This window comes from Sphingomonas sp. Leaf231, from assembly GCF_001421995.1.
In the GTDB taxonomy this organism is placed as follows: Bacteria; Pseudomonadota; Alphaproteobacteria; order Sphingomonadales; family Sphingomonadaceae; genus Sphingomonas.
Window position 1 is genome coordinate 18,979 of record NZ_LMLS01000001.1, and the last position, 15,217, is coordinate 34,195.

General features: G+C 66.5%; 16 protein-coding genes and 1 tRNA gene. 1 reads left to right on the plus strand and 16 read right to left on the minus strand.

The window, feature by feature from the left end; translation table 11 throughout:
* Positions 1–7: 7 nt before the first annotated feature.
* The 4 genes from ASE95_RS00110 to ASE95_RS00125 all read right to left on the minus strand — a co-directional run bounded on the left by ASE95_RS00110 (position 8) and on the right by ASE95_RS00125 (position 3,934).
* Positions 8–997 carry a DNA polymerase gene (locus ASE95_RS00110; RefSeq protein ID WP_056629777.1) on the minus strand — a complete coding sequence of 330 codons (990 nt, stop codon included), beginning with the start codon at positions 995–997 and terminating at the stop codon, positions 8–10.
* A complete protein-coding gene (gene tmk / locus ASE95_RS00115; protein ID WP_056629779.1) occupies positions 994–1,623 on the minus strand; it encodes a dTMP kinase in 630 nt (209 codons plus the stop codon). The genes ASE95_RS00110 and tmk overlap by 4 nt, the downstream gene beginning before the upstream one ends.
* 14 nt (positions 1,624–1,637) lie before the next feature.
* Positions 1,638–2,813, minus strand: coding sequence for a D-alanyl-D-alanine carboxypeptidase family protein (locus ASE95_RS00120; protein ID WP_056629781.1), 1,176 nt, complete (start codon positions 2,811–2,813; stop codon positions 1,638–1,640).
* 77 nt (positions 2,814–2,890) lie between these two features.
* A complete protein-coding gene (locus tag ASE95_RS00125) occupies positions 2,891–3,934 on the minus strand; it encodes a lytic murein transglycosylase (RefSeq protein WP_056632771.1) in 1,044 nt (347 codons plus the stop codon).
* Positions 3,935–4,068: 134 nt separating this feature from the next.
* On the opposite strand from ASE95_RS00125, the gene ASE95_RS00130 reads away from it, so the two are divergent.
* Positions 4,069–4,155: transfer RNA gene (locus ASE95_RS00130), tRNA-Ser, on the plus strand.
* Positions 4,156–4,224: 69 nt separating this feature from the next.
* On the opposite strand, the gene ASE95_RS00135 is transcribed toward ASE95_RS00130, so the two are convergent.
* The 12 genes from ASE95_RS00135 to tsf form a co-directional block, all read right to left on the minus strand.
* Positions 4,225–4,548 (minus strand): PilZ domain-containing protein, encoded by a 324-nt coding sequence (locus ASE95_RS00135; protein WP_056629786.1) that lies wholly within the window; start codon positions 4,546–4,548, stop codon positions 4,225–4,227.
* A gap of 48 nt (positions 4,549–4,596) precedes the next feature.
* Positions 4,597–4,827: a 50S ribosomal protein L31 gene (gene rpmE / locus ASE95_RS00140; protein WP_022686435.1), complete on the minus strand. Its 231-nt coding sequence runs from the start codon at positions 4,825–4,827 to the stop codon at positions 4,597–4,599.
* Positions 4,828–4,931: 104 nt separating this feature from the next.
* Complete coding sequence (gene fabZ, locus ASE95_RS00145; RefSeq protein ID WP_082449362.1) at positions 4,932–5,420, minus strand: 3-hydroxyacyl-ACP dehydratase FabZ; 489 nt, start codon at positions 5,418–5,420, stop codon at positions 4,932–4,934.
* Positions 5,417–6,076: an OmpH family outer membrane protein gene (locus ASE95_RS00150; RefSeq protein WP_056629788.1), complete on the minus strand. Its 660-nt coding sequence runs from the start codon at positions 6,074–6,076 to the stop codon at positions 5,417–5,419. Before ASE95_RS00150 ends, fabZ begins: the two co-directional genes overlap by 4 nt.
* A complete protein-coding gene (bamA, locus tag ASE95_RS00155) occupies positions 6,076–8,760 on the minus strand; it encodes an outer membrane protein assembly factor BamA (RefSeq protein WP_082449598.1) in 2,685 nt (894 codons plus the stop codon). Before bamA ends, ASE95_RS00150 begins: the two co-directional genes overlap by 1 nt.
* A gap of 139 nt (positions 8,761–8,899) precedes the next feature.
* The gene (locus ASE95_RS00160; protein ID WP_056629791.1) at positions 8,900–10,033 is read right to left on the minus strand and encodes a M50 family metallopeptidase; all 1,134 of its coding nucleotides are present in this window, start codon (positions 10,031–10,033) and stop codon (positions 8,900–8,902) included.
* A complete protein-coding gene (locus ASE95_RS00165; protein WP_056629794.1) occupies positions 10,030–11,187 on the minus strand; it encodes a 1-deoxy-D-xylulose-5-phosphate reductoisomerase in 1,158 nt (385 codons plus the stop codon). The genes ASE95_RS00160 and ASE95_RS00165 overlap by 4 nt, the downstream gene beginning before the upstream one ends.
* Entirely contained in the window at positions 11,184–12,005 is an 822-nt protein-coding gene (locus ASE95_RS00170) for a phosphatidate cytidylyltransferase (RefSeq protein ID WP_056632780.1), read from the minus strand. The genes ASE95_RS00165 and ASE95_RS00170 overlap by 4 nt, the downstream gene beginning before the upstream one ends.
* 10 nt (positions 12,006–12,015) lie before the next feature.
* A complete protein-coding gene (locus ASE95_RS00175; protein ID WP_056629797.1) occupies positions 12,016–12,747 on the minus strand; it encodes an isoprenyl transferase in 732 nt (243 codons plus the stop codon).
* A gap of 28 nt (positions 12,748–12,775) precedes the next feature.
* Positions 12,776–13,333: a ribosome recycling factor gene (gene frr / locus ASE95_RS00180; protein ID WP_056629800.1), complete on the minus strand. Its 558-nt coding sequence runs from the start codon at positions 13,331–13,333 to the stop codon at positions 12,776–12,778.
* Complete coding sequence (gene pyrH / locus ASE95_RS00185) at positions 13,320–14,063, minus strand: UMP kinase (protein ID WP_200918704.1); 744 nt, start codon at positions 14,061–14,063, stop codon at positions 13,320–13,322. Before pyrH ends, frr begins: the two co-directional genes overlap by 14 nt.
* Positions 14,064–14,257: 194 nt before the next feature.
* A complete protein-coding gene (gene tsf / locus ASE95_RS00190) occupies positions 14,258–15,190 on the minus strand; it encodes a translation elongation factor Ts (protein ID WP_056629803.1) in 933 nt (310 codons plus the stop codon).
* Between the last annotated feature and the right edge of the window lie 27 nt (positions 15,191–15,217).

Here is a 15,217-nt window from a genome sequence, read left to right on the forward strand (position 1 = left end):
CGTCCTCCTAACGTCCTCCATCCCGCGACGCCAGCCGTGCGACGATGCCGGTCAACTCGTAGACGGTGCCCTGCGCATCGAGCGAAAGGCTGCGGGCCGCGGCAGCGATGCCGCGTGCCTCGTCATAGGCGTCGAGCGCGGCGCGCAGGTCCGCGCCGAAGCGCAACGCGGTCATCCGCGCGATCACCGTCGGCACCCGGTCGAGGAACGCTTCGTAGCGTGGCTGCGCGGCCTTTGACGACAAAGCGCGCGCCAGCGCCGTGCGCCGGGTCAGCGCCGGATCGCCATCCCGACCGATCGCCTCCACCGCGCTGTCGATCGCGCCGAGATCAAGCCCGGCATAGCCGATCGCCCGCCCCGGTGCGCCCTGCCCGATCCGTACCAATCCAGCGCGCTCGTCCGCATCGGCGTCCGGCAGCGCGTTCGCCAGCACCGCCGCCATATCCGCATCGTCCAGCGGCTCGAACCGCAGCAGCCGGCAGCGCGAGCGGATCGTCGGGAGCAGGCGGCCCGGCGCATGGCTGACCAGCAGGAAGACGGTGCCTGCCGGCGGTTCCTCCAGGCTTTTGAGCAGGGCGTTCGATGCGCCGGGCCGCTCCAGATCGTCGGCGGCGTCGATCACGATGACGCGCCGCGACGACAGCGAAGGCATCGTTCCAAGGAATGGCCCGAGACTGCGGATCTGGTCGACGGTGATCGACCGCGCCAGTTCGTCTTCCTTGTCCTTCTTCGCCAATCGGCGCAGCACGCGCAGATCCGGATGCGATCCCGCTGCCGTCAATCGCGCGGCGCGATGATCGGCGGGCACGCCAAGTCCTGCGGGCAGCACGCCGGGCGTCATGGCCTCCGCCAGCAGCCGCAACGCGGCCGCGTGCGCGAAGGTCGCCTTGCCTACACCCTGCGGCCCGGCCAGCAACCAGGCATGGTGCAGCGCGCCGCCAGCACTCGCGGCAAGAAACGCATCGGTCGCCGCGCGATGGCCGCGGACGCCGGTCACGGCAGCCAGTCCGCCAGTGCATCGAGCATCGCCTGCGTCACCGCCGATGGCGTCAGCGTCGCGTCGATGCGGCGAAAGCGCTCCGGCTCCGCGGCGGCAAAGCCCGCGAACGCCTCCGTCACCGCGCCGTGGAAATCGTTCCCGCGCCGCGCGAAACGATCGGCGCTCTCACCGTCACGGCGCGTCGCCCGTGCCGCGCCGAGTTCGACCGGAAGCGCGAGCCAGAACGTCCGATCGGGCAACAAGCCGCCCGAACCGAAAGCATGAAGCGCGAGGATCGCGGCATCGTCGAGCCCGCCGGCCGCACCCTGATAGGCCCGGGTCGAATCGATGTAACGGTCGCAGATCACCCAATGCCCCGCCGCGATCGCAGGACGGATCACCTTTTCGACATGATCGGCGCGCGCCGCTGCGAACAGCAACGCCTCGCCTTGCGGGTTCCAGCGCGCCGCTTCCCCATGCATCAACAGCGCACGGATCGCCTCTGCACCCTCACTGCCGCCGGGTTCGCGCGTAATGACGGCCGCGATGCCGCGCGCGTCAAGCGCCGCCGCCAGCGCGCGCGCCTGCGTCGACTTTCCCGCGCCCTCGCCGCCTTCCAGGCTGAGGAAGCGCCCGGTGCGCACCGCCGTCGTCCCGCTCAGCCGAACAGCCCGGTCAGACCCTGCCACGCACGACCGAAGAACCCGGCCTCACCCACGTCGGCACCGGCGACCAGCGGCATACGCTGTTCCGGCAGTCCCGGCGACGACACCACCAGATCCGCGATATGCGCGCCCTGCTTGATCGGCGCCTTGATCGGGCCGTCGTAGACGATCCGCGCCGACAACGCGGGGCGGCTGCCCGAGGGGATCGTCATGGCCAGATCCTTTGGCGCGACCAGCTTCACCTCCCGGGCATTCCCCATCTGCACCGCCGCGGTGCCGACCTCACGCCCGGCCTTCACCACCGGTTTGGCCTGCCACGCGCGGAAGCCCCATTCCATGAACCGCACCGATTCGGTGGCACGCTGGTTGAAACTGGTCAGGCCGGCGAGCACCATCACCAGACGGCGTCCGTTCTGTTCGGCCGAACCGGTGAAGCCGTAGCCGGCCTCTTCGGTATGGCCGGTCTTCAACCCGTCCGCCCCCGCCACACGGCCGAGCAACGGATCGCGATTGGCCTGCGTGATCGCCTGCCCGCCGCCCATCGTCTTGCCCCAGGTGAAATCACGGCGCGAATAAAATTGCTTGTAGAGCTTGGGATGCTGCCGGATCGTCGCGGCAGCCAGCGTGGCGAGGTCGCGGGCGGTGACATAGGTGACGCCGCCGTCCGGCCAGCCGTTCGACGTGCCGAAATGGCTGTTCTTCAGACCCAGCTTGGCTGCATCCTCGTTCATCCGCTCGACGAACGCCTGCTCGGTCCCCGAAATACCCTCGGCCAGCACGATGCAGGCGTCGTTGCCCGACAGGGTCACGATGCCATACAGCAGGTTGGCGACCGACACCCGTTCGCCCGACGACAGGAACATCGTCGACCCCGCCTGCGGGCCGTGCCATTTGGCCCATGTTTCCGGCCGCACCTCGAACTCGGTATTCAGCTTCAGGTCGCCGCGCGCGATCATCTGGAACGCGGTGTAGACCGTCATCATCTTCGCCATCGAGGCCGGCGGCATCCGCCGGTCGGCGTCGCGCGCGAACAGCACCGCCCCCGTCGACACGTCCTCCATGAACGCCACCGGTGCCGGCGTGTCGAACTGCGGCGCGGCCGCGACGGCGGGCACCGCCAGCGCGACGACGGCGGCGGGAAGCGCGAGGACGGTCAGCAACTTGGTCATCAATGGTTCCGTGTCGAAGCGGGAGGGGACAATCGAGCACCTGCCATAGCGGGGCGCCGGGCGCGCGTCACCCGCCGCTATGATGCGATCGCATCGGCGAGCAGGCCCACCGACAGCGCGTAGAAATTCGAGCAATTGTAATCGAGGATAACCCGGTAGTTGCCAGTCAGCAGGTACGCGGTCGCCCCCGGTCCATCGGGTTCGATCAAGGTTGCCTGGACGTCATCGGCGAGCGCGCGGCCCTGCCCCGACCGATTCTGCGGCATCACGCCTAGCGCGCGCCATTCCGCGACCGAGCGCCAGCCGCTGTGCCGCTCGAACACGCGCGGACAGCGCGGCGAAACCAGCCGGTTGCGCATATCGGTGCGCACCATGCCGGCGGGCACGTCGACCGCCACACCCCAGGGCTGCCCCCGTCGCCAGCCGGCCTGGACGAAGTAATTTCCGATCGACGCCAGCGTATCCGCCGACGAGTTCCAGATATCGGCACGCCCGTCGCCGTCCCCGTCCCGCGCCAGCCGCAGATAGACGGACGGCAGGAACTGCGGATTGCCCATCGCCCCGGCCCAACTGCCGGTAAGTTGCGTCCGCGACACGCCGCGATCGATCATCTTGAGCGCAGCGATCAACTCGCCCTCGAACAATGGACGCCGCCGCCCTTCGTAGGCGAGGCTCGCCAGGCTGCGGACGATATCGAAATTGCCGGTGTAGGATCCGTAGTTCGTCTCATGGCCCCAGATCGCGACCATGATCTCCGCCGGCACACCGGTTTGCGCCTCGACCCGTGCCAGTCTTGCACGTTGCTCGGCATAAGTGGCGCGCCCGCGCGAGATGCGCGCGGTGTCGACATGGGTCGTACGATAGGGGGCGAAGCGGGGCACCGGCGCATTCGGGCGTGCCTCCGGCTGTTGCTGATCGAGCGCGACGACGCGCGGGTTGAACGTCAGCGGCGGCAGCACGCTGTCCAGCGTCGCCGCGCGCACGCCGGCCGACAGGGCACGGGCGCGCACCTGAGACAGATAAGATGCGAAGCCGCTGTCATCCTGCGCGTGCGCAGCGGCCGGCGCGATCGCGAGCGCCATTGCGGTCAGGCCGCGGGTGAGAAAAGCTGGCGGTGTCATGATGCCGCGTTTCTGGCACAGCAAGCGCCCTTGCGGAACCGCAAACCGCCGCCGCGCACGCACGGGCCGCCGCAGCGACGCAGGGCTTGAAACGTGGGGAGTGTTGCTGCCATAGCCCCCGCACCGCTTGATCGGGAAGAGTGTCCGAGTGGTTTAAGGAACCGGTCTTGAAAACCGGCGAGCGGGCAACCGTTCCGTGGGTTCGAATCCCACCTCTTCCGCCGACGCAGCTACTGCCCTCACCGCCCGATGCGCGCCGGCGGGCCGCTCGCCCCCGGCACCCCGGTACGTCAGTGGATCAGCCCGTGACGACTGACGAGCGCGTTGAAGGCGTCGACGGACAGCGGCGCGTGGAAGACGCAGCCGGCGACCAGATCGTCCGCCCACACCACCATCGCCGCGATCATCCCGAGCCCGGGCAGATTCAGCCATATCGGCTGGTCGCGATCAATGTTCGAAAAGGTGAGCAGCCGGCAACCATGCACGGACAGGTCGACGACCTTGCACAGCGTACGCGCCATCCCGCTTTGTTCGGCGGGGGCGTCAAGCTCCATTCGGGCGCGCTTGGTGCGGCGGAACGGGCGAGCGGCGGGGGCATATTCTGCAGCAAACATGGCGGCGACCCTACGCCGCCATGCTTAATCTAGTGTTAAGGACGCCGCCTACTTGCGCAGCGTCAGCCCACCACCAAAGCGCTTGTTGAAGCGCGCGACCTGACCACCGGCATCCAGCACCTGACCACGTCCACCGGTCCACGCCGGGTGCGCGAGAGGATCGATTTCCAGCGTCATCGTGTCGCCTTCCTTGCCCCAGGTGGAGCGGGTCTCATACACGGTGCCGTCGGTCATCTGGACCTTGATCATGTGATAGGCGGGATGCGTGTCTTTCTTCATGCTTCATGCTCCGGATACGGCTGGTTCCGACCAGCCTGAAAGGAAGGCGCGCGCCTACGCCAAACGTGCGGCCAAGTCAAAGCTTCACCGCGCGCGGCAAGCGATCACCGCGGCTTGGGCGGATCGGCGATCATCGCGGTGAAGTTCGCTTCCGCCGCGACCTGTCCGTCGATCCTCGCGACACCAGCGAACTTGCTGACCGACGATCGTTTCTGCACGAACTCGACCTCCAGCGACAGCAGCACGCCCGGCTCCACCGGCTTGCGGAACTTGGCGCCCTCGATCGCCATGAAATAGACGAGCTTGCCCGATCCGGCGAGGCCGAAGCTCTCGACCGCCAGAACGCCTGCCGCCTGCGCGAGCGCCTCGACGATTAGCACGCCGGGCATGATCGGACGACCGGGGAAATGCCCTTGGAAAAAGCCTTCGTTGATCGTCACTGCCTTGATCGCGCGGATCGATCGACCGGGTACGATATCCTCGACCCGGTCGACCAGCAGCATCGGATAACGATGCGGCAGCGCCGCCATCACCGCCGCGATGTCGAGCGGACCCGTCGATCCGCCCGTCTCGTCCGCTGCCGCGTCGCTCACCGGCCGGTGGGCGCGCGATTCGTGGCCGCGGGTGCCGCAGGTGCGGCCGCCGCTGCGGCACCGGCTTCGCCCTGCTGGCCCGGCTGCCAGTTGGCCGGCGGCGTGATGCCGACGGTCGGGACGGCACGGTCGAGTTCGGCGGTAATCGCCGAGGTGATGTCGGTGGTCGGCTGCGCGAACAGTGCGGCGTTCGGGCGCAGCAGCAGGCTGACGCTCTTGGCGCGAACCGCGGCGTTCACCGCGTCGGGCAGCTTGGCCGAGATCTGCTCCAGGGCATAGGCCTGCGCGCGGCTGGCCGGCGCGGTCAGGCGCTGCAGTTCGGCGTTGGCGGTCTGCTCGCGGGTCTGGATCGCCTGCGCCTGGGTGCGCAGCGATGCTTCGGTCGCACCGGGCGCGCCGGCGGCCTTTTGATAGGCAGCGACCAGCGGCTGCAGCTCGGTGGTGATCGCCTGGCGACGCGTGTTCGCCTGATCGATCTGCGCCTTGTACGTCGTCTGGATCTGCGTGCGTGCGGTCGCCCATGCCTTGGAATTGGCGACGGCGGCCTCCGGATCGGCGACGGCGATGCCGGCAACCTGCGCGGTCGCGGTGGCGGCGACGAACGTGCCCGGGGCGACCAGCGCCGCGGCGAGCAGGAGGTGCTTGAAGTTGGTCATCAGAACTGCGTCCCTACGTTGAAGGTGATAAGCTTGCGGTCGTCGCCCGGCTGCGACACCAATGCCTTGGCAAGATCGATGCGCAGCGGGCCGAACGGCGAATTCCAGTTGACGCCGATGCCCACCGACACGCGCGGTCGGGCCGAATTGCCGAGGAAACGCTCGTCGAACGGCTGCGACGCGATCTGCGGCGAGTTCGGCACGATGCCGTTACACCCGCCGTTGCCGTTCGGAATGCCCGCGGCGCAGGTCGTCGGCACTGCCAGGCCCACCGCGTTGACATAGGAATAGAGCGGGTTGCCGGCGGTGTCCTTCACCGGCAGCGGCAGCACGATAGTGTTGCCATTGGCATCGGTGGTGGTCGGGAAAACGGCGGTGGGTCGCGGCCGGGTGATGTTGAACAGACTGCCGAACTGCGCATAGATCGAGGGTCGCAGCCCCAGTTCACGCGCGCCCGAGCCGAGCGGCACCTCAAGCTCGAACCGGCCTAGATAATAGGCCGTGCCACCCAGGGCGTCGTCGATCAGTTGTTCGCGATCGGTGACCAGCACCTGGTTCCCCGTCGTGCCATCGGTCGTGTAATAGCGCCGCTGCACACGCGGGCCGACACCGCGAATATCGAAGCCGCGGAACTGCGGCTCACCCAGATAGAAGCGGTCGTTGATCCGGATGCGATCGACGCCCTCGCCGCGCGACTTCTCCAGCGACTTGATATAGCCGCCCTCGCCGACGAACGAGCCGATAAATCCGCTGCCGATGTTAACGAACTTCGAGAAATCCAGCTTGCTGCGAATATACTTCACGTCGCCGCCCAACCCGGCGAAATCCTGGCTGAACACGAAACGCTGCCCGGCGGTCGGGCGCAACCGGCTGTTGAGGCTGTCGAAGATCAACGAATAGCCGACCGAGGACGTGATCCGGTTGCCGATCGAGTCGCAGAGATAGCGGCCAGCCTTCAACGGATCGCACTCGTTGTTGGTGTAGAAGCTGTTCTCGTCCAGCCCCACTTCGTCATAGGAGAACTGGTAACGACCGGCCAGCTGCCAATATTCCGTCAACGGCACGCCGGTGCGAACCTGGAAGCCGGTCGACACCTGACTGTATGTGGTGTTCCGGTTGTTGCCGACGAAGTTGAACGCGTTGTAATCGCGCCGGAACACATCCACGCCCAGTGCGATGTTCTTGTCGAAGATATATGGCTCTGTGAAGCCAAGCTGGAGCGACTTGGAATAAGTAGAATAGTTCACGCCGGCACTAAGCGTCTGACCCTTGCCGCGAAAGTTATTCTGCGTGATATTGGCCTGGATAATGAAACGCTCCAGGCTGGAAAAGCCCGCCGAGAGCTGAAGCTGCCCTGTCGAGCGCTCCTCGACGTTGGCTTCGAGCAGCACGCGGTCGGGCGCAGAGCCGGGCGTCTGCTTGATCTCGAACTTGTCCTGGAAGAAGCCCAGCGAGTTGATGCGATCCTGCGAACGCTTCACCTGGAAGCTGTTGAACGCGTCCCCTTCGCCCAGCCGGATCTCGCGCCGGATCACCTTATCCTGCGTCTGCGTATTGCCGGTGATGTCGACCCGCTCGACGTAGGTGCGTTGTGCCTGACCGATGTGGAAGTTGATCGACATGGTCAGCGTCTCGCGATCGCGCTGGAACTCCGGCGCCACGTCGCTGAACGCGTAGCCGAACAGCCCCGCGGTTTCGCTGAGATTGTCGACGGTGTCCTCGACCATCTTGGCGTTGTACCAGTCGTTCTTCTTGATCGGCAGACCAGCCGCCAGCTTCTTGCCGTCGAAATCACGAATGTCGCTGTCGACGGTCACGTCCCCGAACTTGAAGCGCGGACCTTCCTCCACCACGTAGGTGATGATGAAGTCCTTGCGATCCGGGGTCAGTTCGGCGACCGCGGATGTGACGCGGAAATCGGCATAGCCTTCGGTCAGGTAAAATTGGCGCAGCTTCTGCTGGTCATAGGCAAGACGATCCTGATCGTAGGACGTCCCGGACGACAGCAAGCGGTAGAAGCGCGCTTCCTTGGTCGCCATTTGCGCGCGCAGCTTGCCATCGTCGAACACCTCGTTGCCGATGATGTTGATCTGGCGGACCTTCGACTTCGGCCCCTCGCTCACCTCGAAGATCACATCGACGCGGTTCTGGTCGAGGCTGACCATCTTTGGCTGGACGGTCGCGGCGAAGCGGCCCTGCCGGCGATACAGCTCGACGATCCGCGTCACGTCGGCGCGCACCGCGGAGCGCGTGAAGATCTGGCGCGGCTTGAGGCGAACCTCCTTGCCGATCTTGTCTTCCTTCAAGCGCTTGTTGCCCTCGAAGATAACGCGGTTGATGATCGGATTCTCACGCACCCGGATCACGATATTTCCCGTCGACGCCCCATCGATCGTCACGTCCGCGAACAGGTCGCTGGCGTACAGATCCTTGATCGCCTGATCGAGCGTCTCGTTGGTATAGGCGTCACCCTGGCGCAGCTTGGTGTAGCTGAGCGCGGTTTCCGGCTCGATCCGCTGCGTGCCGTCGACGCGCAGCGAGGCGATCGCGCGGGCCGCGGGTTGCTGGATCGCCGGCGTCGCCGTCGTCTGCTGACCCGGGGGAGTGGTCGCCTGCACCGCAGTGGCGGGTCGCGGCGCCGGCCGCGTCTGGGCGGTCGCGGCCAGCGGGACACCGGCCAGCATGGTGCAGCCCAGCAAGGTCGCCGAGGCACGCGCCCGCGAAGTCGAAGTGTTGAACACCGTCACTGCAATCCTACCCGAGAGTAAACGTCGTCCGCACGCGGCCTGTCGACGACGCCCGCGCCGCCCTGCCCTAGCTTGCTCACCCGATCAACCCGGCCAGATGACGCCACAGGCCGAAGTTGCCCAGATCGTTGAACGTCACGAGCAACATCAACGCCAGCACCGCCACCAATCCGCCGCGATAAGCCCATTCCACCGCCTCGGGCGCGACCGGACGTCGCCTGACCGCCTCGATCGCATAGAACAACAAATGTCCGCCATCCAGCATCGGCACTGGCAGCAGGTTGATGAACCCGAGATTGATCGACACCAGCGCTATCAGGAAAACGAACGCATCCGCGCCGAGCGAAATCTGCTCGCCCGACACCTTGGCGATCGACAGCGGCCCGCCAAGCTCCTTTACGGAGCGGCGCCCCGAGATGATCTGGCCGATCGTCTCGACCATCATCTCGACGATCTGCCCAGTACGGCGGACCGCCACGACAGGAGCTTCCAGCACCCCGACCGGCTCGATCACCGGAGCCGCGGGGGAGATGCCCAGCAACCCGACACGGTAGCTGTTGCCGAAGCGGTCTTCCTGCACCTGGGTGCCGATCACCGCATCGACGGCGGCCGGCGTGGAACCGCGGACGTAATCGACCCGGATGCGTTCACCCGCGCGGATCTTCACGAACCGCACCATGTCCTCGAACGTCTCGACCTCACGCCCGCCCAGCGCGGTCACCCGGTCGCCTGTGCGCAGGCCCGCCGCCGCGGCAGCGGTCCCGGGGATCGCCTGCCCCACGAGGCTCGGCGTGCGGGCGTCGCCATAAGCGACCGCGAAGCCGGCGAGAATCAGGATCGCCAGCACGAAATTCACGAACGGCCCGGCAGCGACGATGATCGCGCGCTGCCAGACTGGCTTGGCCTGAAACGTCTGCTGCCGTTCGGCGGCGGGCAGCGCCAGCCAGTCGGCCGTCGGCTGGCTCGCCGGGTTCATGTCGCCCGCGAATTTGACGTAACCACCCAGCGGCAGCACTGCGACCCGCCAGCGCGTACCGCGCCGGTCCGTCCAGCCCGCCACTTCGCGGCCGAACCCGATCGAAAACGCCTCTGCCTTAACCCCGAACCACCGCCCGGCGAGGTAATGACCCATTTCATGGATGAAGACGAGCGGACCGATCACCAGCACGAAGGCGAGGATAGTAAGCAACACTCCGGGAGTTTGGATCAAACGACGCAATCCTTCACGCGCTCACCGGCCATTCTCCGCGCCTCCGCATCGACGTGGAGCACCGCGTCGAGTGTGTCCGGCGCGGCCGGGTCATAGCGCTGCAGGGTATCGTCGACGATTGCGGCGATTTCAAGAAAGCCGATCGCACCGCGCAGGAACGCGGCCACCGCCACTTCGTTGGCGGCGTTGAGGATCGCGGGGCGTGCGCCACCGGCATCAACCGCCGATCGCGCGAGGGCAAGTGCCCGAAAACGTTCTGTATCAGGCGCTTCGAAGTCAAGTCTGCCGAGCTTTACTAGGTCGAGCGGCGCCATAGGTGTCGCCATCCGGTCCGGCCATGCCAGGCAGTGCGCGATCGGGACCCGCATATCCGATGGCCCAAGCTGCGCCAGCATCGAGCCGTCGACATAATCGACCATGCTGTGGATCACCGACTGGCGATGGATGACGATCTCGATACGGTCCGGTGCGACGGGGAACAACGCCGCCGCCTCGATCAGTTCAAGTCCCTTGTTCATCATCGTGGCGCTGTCGACCGAGATCTTGGCGCCCATCGACCAGTTCGGATGCGCCACCGCCTGCGCCGGGGTGACCGCCGCCATGTCGGCCAGCGACCAGTCGCGGAACGGCCCGCCGCTCGCGGTAAGGATGATCCGCCTGACCCGCGCGACCTGCGCCGGATCGAGGCATTGGAAGATCGCGTTGTGCTCGCTGTCCGCGGGCAACAACGTCGCGCCATGTTTGCGGGCGGCGGCCGTGATGATCGCACCGGCGGAAACCAGTGGCTCCTTGTTGGCGAGCACCACCGTGCCGCCCTGCTCGATCGCCGCAAGCGTCGGGCGAAGGCCCGCGCACCCGACGATCGCGCCCATCGTCCAATCCGCGCCGTTCGCCGCCGCCTCGCACAGCCCCTCCACGCCGCCGGCCGCGGCGATACCGGTGCCGGTCAACAAGGTGCGCAGCGAGTCGAGGCAGCCTTCATCGGCGACCACCGCCAGTTCGGCGCGGGTGCGGATTGCCGCCGCAGCCAATTTCGTGACGTCGCGGTTGGCGGTCAGCGCGCGCACGCGGAAGCTTTCCGGTGCACGCTCGACCAGATCGAGCGTCGACGTACCGACGGAGCCGGTCGCGCCGAGGATGTTGACCGTCCTCACGCGAGCACCAGCACCAGCACCGCGGCGACGGGCGCGACCGGCACCAGCCCGTCGAGCCGGTCGAGCACGCCGCCATGGCCCGGCAGGATATTGCCCGAATCCTTGACCCCCGCGCGGCGCTTCAACCAGCTTTCGTACAGATCGCCCATTTGCGACAGCACCGCCAACACCGGAGACCAGAGCGCCAACGCCAGTGGAAGTCCCGCGACGCCGTGAAGCGCCAGCCCGAGCGCTGCCGCCGCGACGGTCCCGCCGATCAGGCCCGCCCACGTTTTATTGGGCGACAGCCGCGGCGCCAGCTTCGGGCCGCCGATCGAGCGCCCCGCGAAGAACGCGCCGATATCGCACGCCCAGACCAGCGCCATCGCCCAGAAAGCGTAGAGCAGGCCGGAATCGCCGTATCGCCGCAACACCACCAGCGCCAGCACCGGCACTCCGCAATAGACCACGCCCAGCGCGAGTTGCGGCAGCTTCGTCACGATCACGACGAAGAACGCCGCGCCGCCGATCAACCCCAGCGTGAAGAAGTCGTGCGGCTCGATGATCAACCATGCCGGCGCCATCGTCGCCAGCGGGACGCTGAGCGCCATCTGTGCGAGGCGCTTGGTCTTGGGCGATACATGTTGCAGGTCGCACCATTCCGCCATCATGAACAACGCGATGACGATCGCGAGCAGCCAGAACGCGATGTCGCCCAGCACGATCGCCACGGAGGCGATCGCGATCATCCCGACGCTGGCGATCATCCGCAGCCGCAGATTCGACGGCGTGCGAAGCTTCGCATCGGGGGTCGGCGGAAGCGGTAGGTCGTCGCTCATGCGCGTGGCGTCACAGGCCGCCGTAGCGGCGCTGACGCCGCCCGAATGCATCAACCGCCTCGCTCAGATCCCCGGCTCCGAAATCCGGCCACAAGGTGTCAACGAACAGCAACTCGGCGTACGCTGCCTGCCACAGCAGGAAGTTGGACAACCGCTGCTCCCCGGACGTGCGGATCAACAGGTCGAGCGGGGGCAGGTCGCGGGTTTCGAGCTGCTTCTCGATCGCCTCGGCATCGATCGAGGCAGGATCGAGCCCGCCCGCCGCCGCCCGCGCCGCCAGCGTCCGCGCCGCCTCGACCAGTTCGGCCTGCGCGCCATAATTGAGCGCGATCGCGAGGATCGGCCCGCGATTGTCCGCCGTCCGCGCCAGCGCATCGTCGATCAACTCGACGACATCGCCGGGAAAACGCCGGTAATCGCCGAGCACGCGTAGCCGCACGTCCTCACGCACCAACTCGGCCAGATCGTTGCGGATGAACAGCTTGAGCAGCTTCATCAACCCGCTGACCTCCTCGGCCGGCCGCCGCCAGTTTTCCGAGGAGAAGGCGTAGAGCGTCAACGCCTCGATTCCCAGCGCGCGCGCGGCGCGGGTGACGTTGCGCACAGCTTCCACGCCGGCGCGGTGACCCATCGCACGCGGCAGGCGCCGTGCCGCGGCCCAGCGACCGTTGCCGTCCATGATGATCGCGACATGACGCGGCAACACTGCCGGCACTGGGTGCGGAACCGCCGCGGTCGCCATCAGATCGCCCTCCGAAGCGCGCGCCGCGTCACTTGTTGAGGATTTCCTTTTCCTTCGCCGCCGACGTCGTATCGATCTCCGTGATCGTCGCATCGGTCAGCTTCTGCACCTCGGTCTCGTGGCGCTTGCGCTCGTCTTCCGAAATAACGTTTTTCTTCTCGTCGGTCTTCAGCGCGTCCATGCCGTCGCGCCGCACGTTGCGCACCGCGATCTTGGCCTTCTCCGAATATTGGCCGGCCAGCTTCGCCAGTTCCTTGCGACGCTCCTCGGTCAGATCCGGAATCGGCAGGCGCAGCGTCTGCCCGTCGTTGATCGGGTTCAAACCCAGACCGGCGGAGCGGATCGCCTTCTCGACCGGACCGACGTTGGTCTTGTCCCATACCTGAACCGACAGCATCCGCGGCTCTGGCACCGACACCGTCGCGACCTGATTGAGCGGCATGTGCGCGCCGTAAACCTCTACCGTCACCGGATCGAGCAGCGAGGTCGAGGCGCGGCCGGTGCGCAGGCCGGAGAGATCGCCCTTCAGCGATTCCACCGCACCATGCATGCGGCGCTCCAGATCGGCCTTGTCATACGCGGGCATCGATATTCTCCATCTGCTTCTGCACGACCGTCGAAATGCCGTTCCCGCCCAGCACCGCGGCGAAATTGCCGTGCTGCCGGATGTTGAACACGACGATCGGAATGTCCGAATCACGGCACAGCGCGACCGCGCTGGCATCCATGACCTTCAGGTTCTTTGCCAGCACCATGTCGTAACTGACTGTCTCATAACGCGTCGCGCCAGCCACCTTCTTCGGATCGGCATCATAGATACCGTCGACCGACGTGCCCTTGAACAGCGCGTCGCAGTTCATTTCCGCCGCACGCAGCGCTGCGCCGCTGTCGGTGGTGAAGAACGGCGAGCCGACGCCGGCGGCGAAAATCACCACACGGCCCTTCTCCAGATGCCGCTCGGCGCGACGACGGATGAAGGGCTCGCACACCGATTGCATCGGGATCGCCGACTGTACGCGCGTATCGACGCCGATCTGCTCCAGCGCGTTCTGCACCGCCAACGCATTCATGACCGTGGCGAGCATCCCCATATAATCGGCGGTGCCGCGCTCGAAACCCTGCGCCGCCGCGGCCAGACCGCGGAAGATGTTGCCGCCGCCCACGACCACGCACAGTTCGTAGCCCTGCGCCTTCACGTCGGCGATCTCCTCGGCGACCCGCGCGGTCACCGCAGGATCGATCGCGAGGCCCCCCTCACCCATCAGGACTTCTCCCGACAGCTTGAGCAGGATGCGTTTGTAGCGAGGCTCGGTCACACGAATTCCGTTGTTTTGGGGAGGCGAAGCGGCTCGGACCCTAAGCGGCAGGTACGCGGCTGGCAATGGGTTGACACGATCGTCGTGGCGCATCCCTTGGCATCCAAACGCAGACCGCCGCCCCGGCGCAAACCGGAGCGGCGGTTCGATTGGTCGTGTAATGCCGCGGATCGCGCCCGCGGCATCACGCCGGGTCAACCCTGCGGAACGCCCGAAGCAGCCGCCACTTCGGCCGCGAAATCGGACACTTCCTTCTCGATGCCTTCGCCGAGCTGGAAGCGCACATAGTCCGTCAGCACGATCTCGGCACCGGCGTCCTTGCCGGCCTTGGCAACGACGTCGCTGATCTTGGTCTTGCCGTCCATGACGAACAGCTGGCTGACCAGCGCATGCTCCTTGCGGTACTTGGCGATCGAACCCTCGACCATCTTGGCGATGATGTCGGCCGGCTTGCCCGATTCCGCAGCCTTCTCGGTCGCAATCGCGCGCTCGCGCTCGATCTCCGCCTCGTCCAGGTCGCCTTCGTTCAGCGCCTTGGGGAATGCGGCGGCGATGTGCATCGCCAGCTGCTTGCCCAGACCCTGCAGCACGTCGTCGGCCGCGGCGCTTTCCAGCGCGACCAGCACGCCGATCTTGCCGAGTCCGGCGCTCTGCTGGTTGTGAACATAGGCGACGACCGCACCCTGCCCGACGCTCAGCTGGCGCGCACGACGGATCGACTGGTTCTCGCCGATCGTGGCGATGTTGTTGGTCAGAGCCTCTTCGACCGACGTCCCCGACGGCATCTTGGCAGCCTTGATCGCGTCGACGTCGCCACCGGTGGCGAGCGCGATCTGCGTCACTTCGCGTACGAAGTTCTGGAACTGCTCGTTCTTGGCGACGAAGTCGGTCTCGGAGTTCACCTCGACCACCGCACCCTTGGTGCCGGCGACTGCGATGCCGACCAGCCCTTCGGCGGCGGTGCGGCTCGACTTCTTCTGCGCCGCGGCCAGACCCTTGGTGCGCAGCCAGTCGAGCGCGCCGTCCATGTCGCCGGCGGTCTCGTTCAGCGCCTTCTTGCAATCCATCATGCCCGCGCCGCTCTTCTCGCGCAGGTCCTTGACCATGGCTGCCGTGATATCGGCCATTTGACTGTCCTCAGCTTGATTGCATCG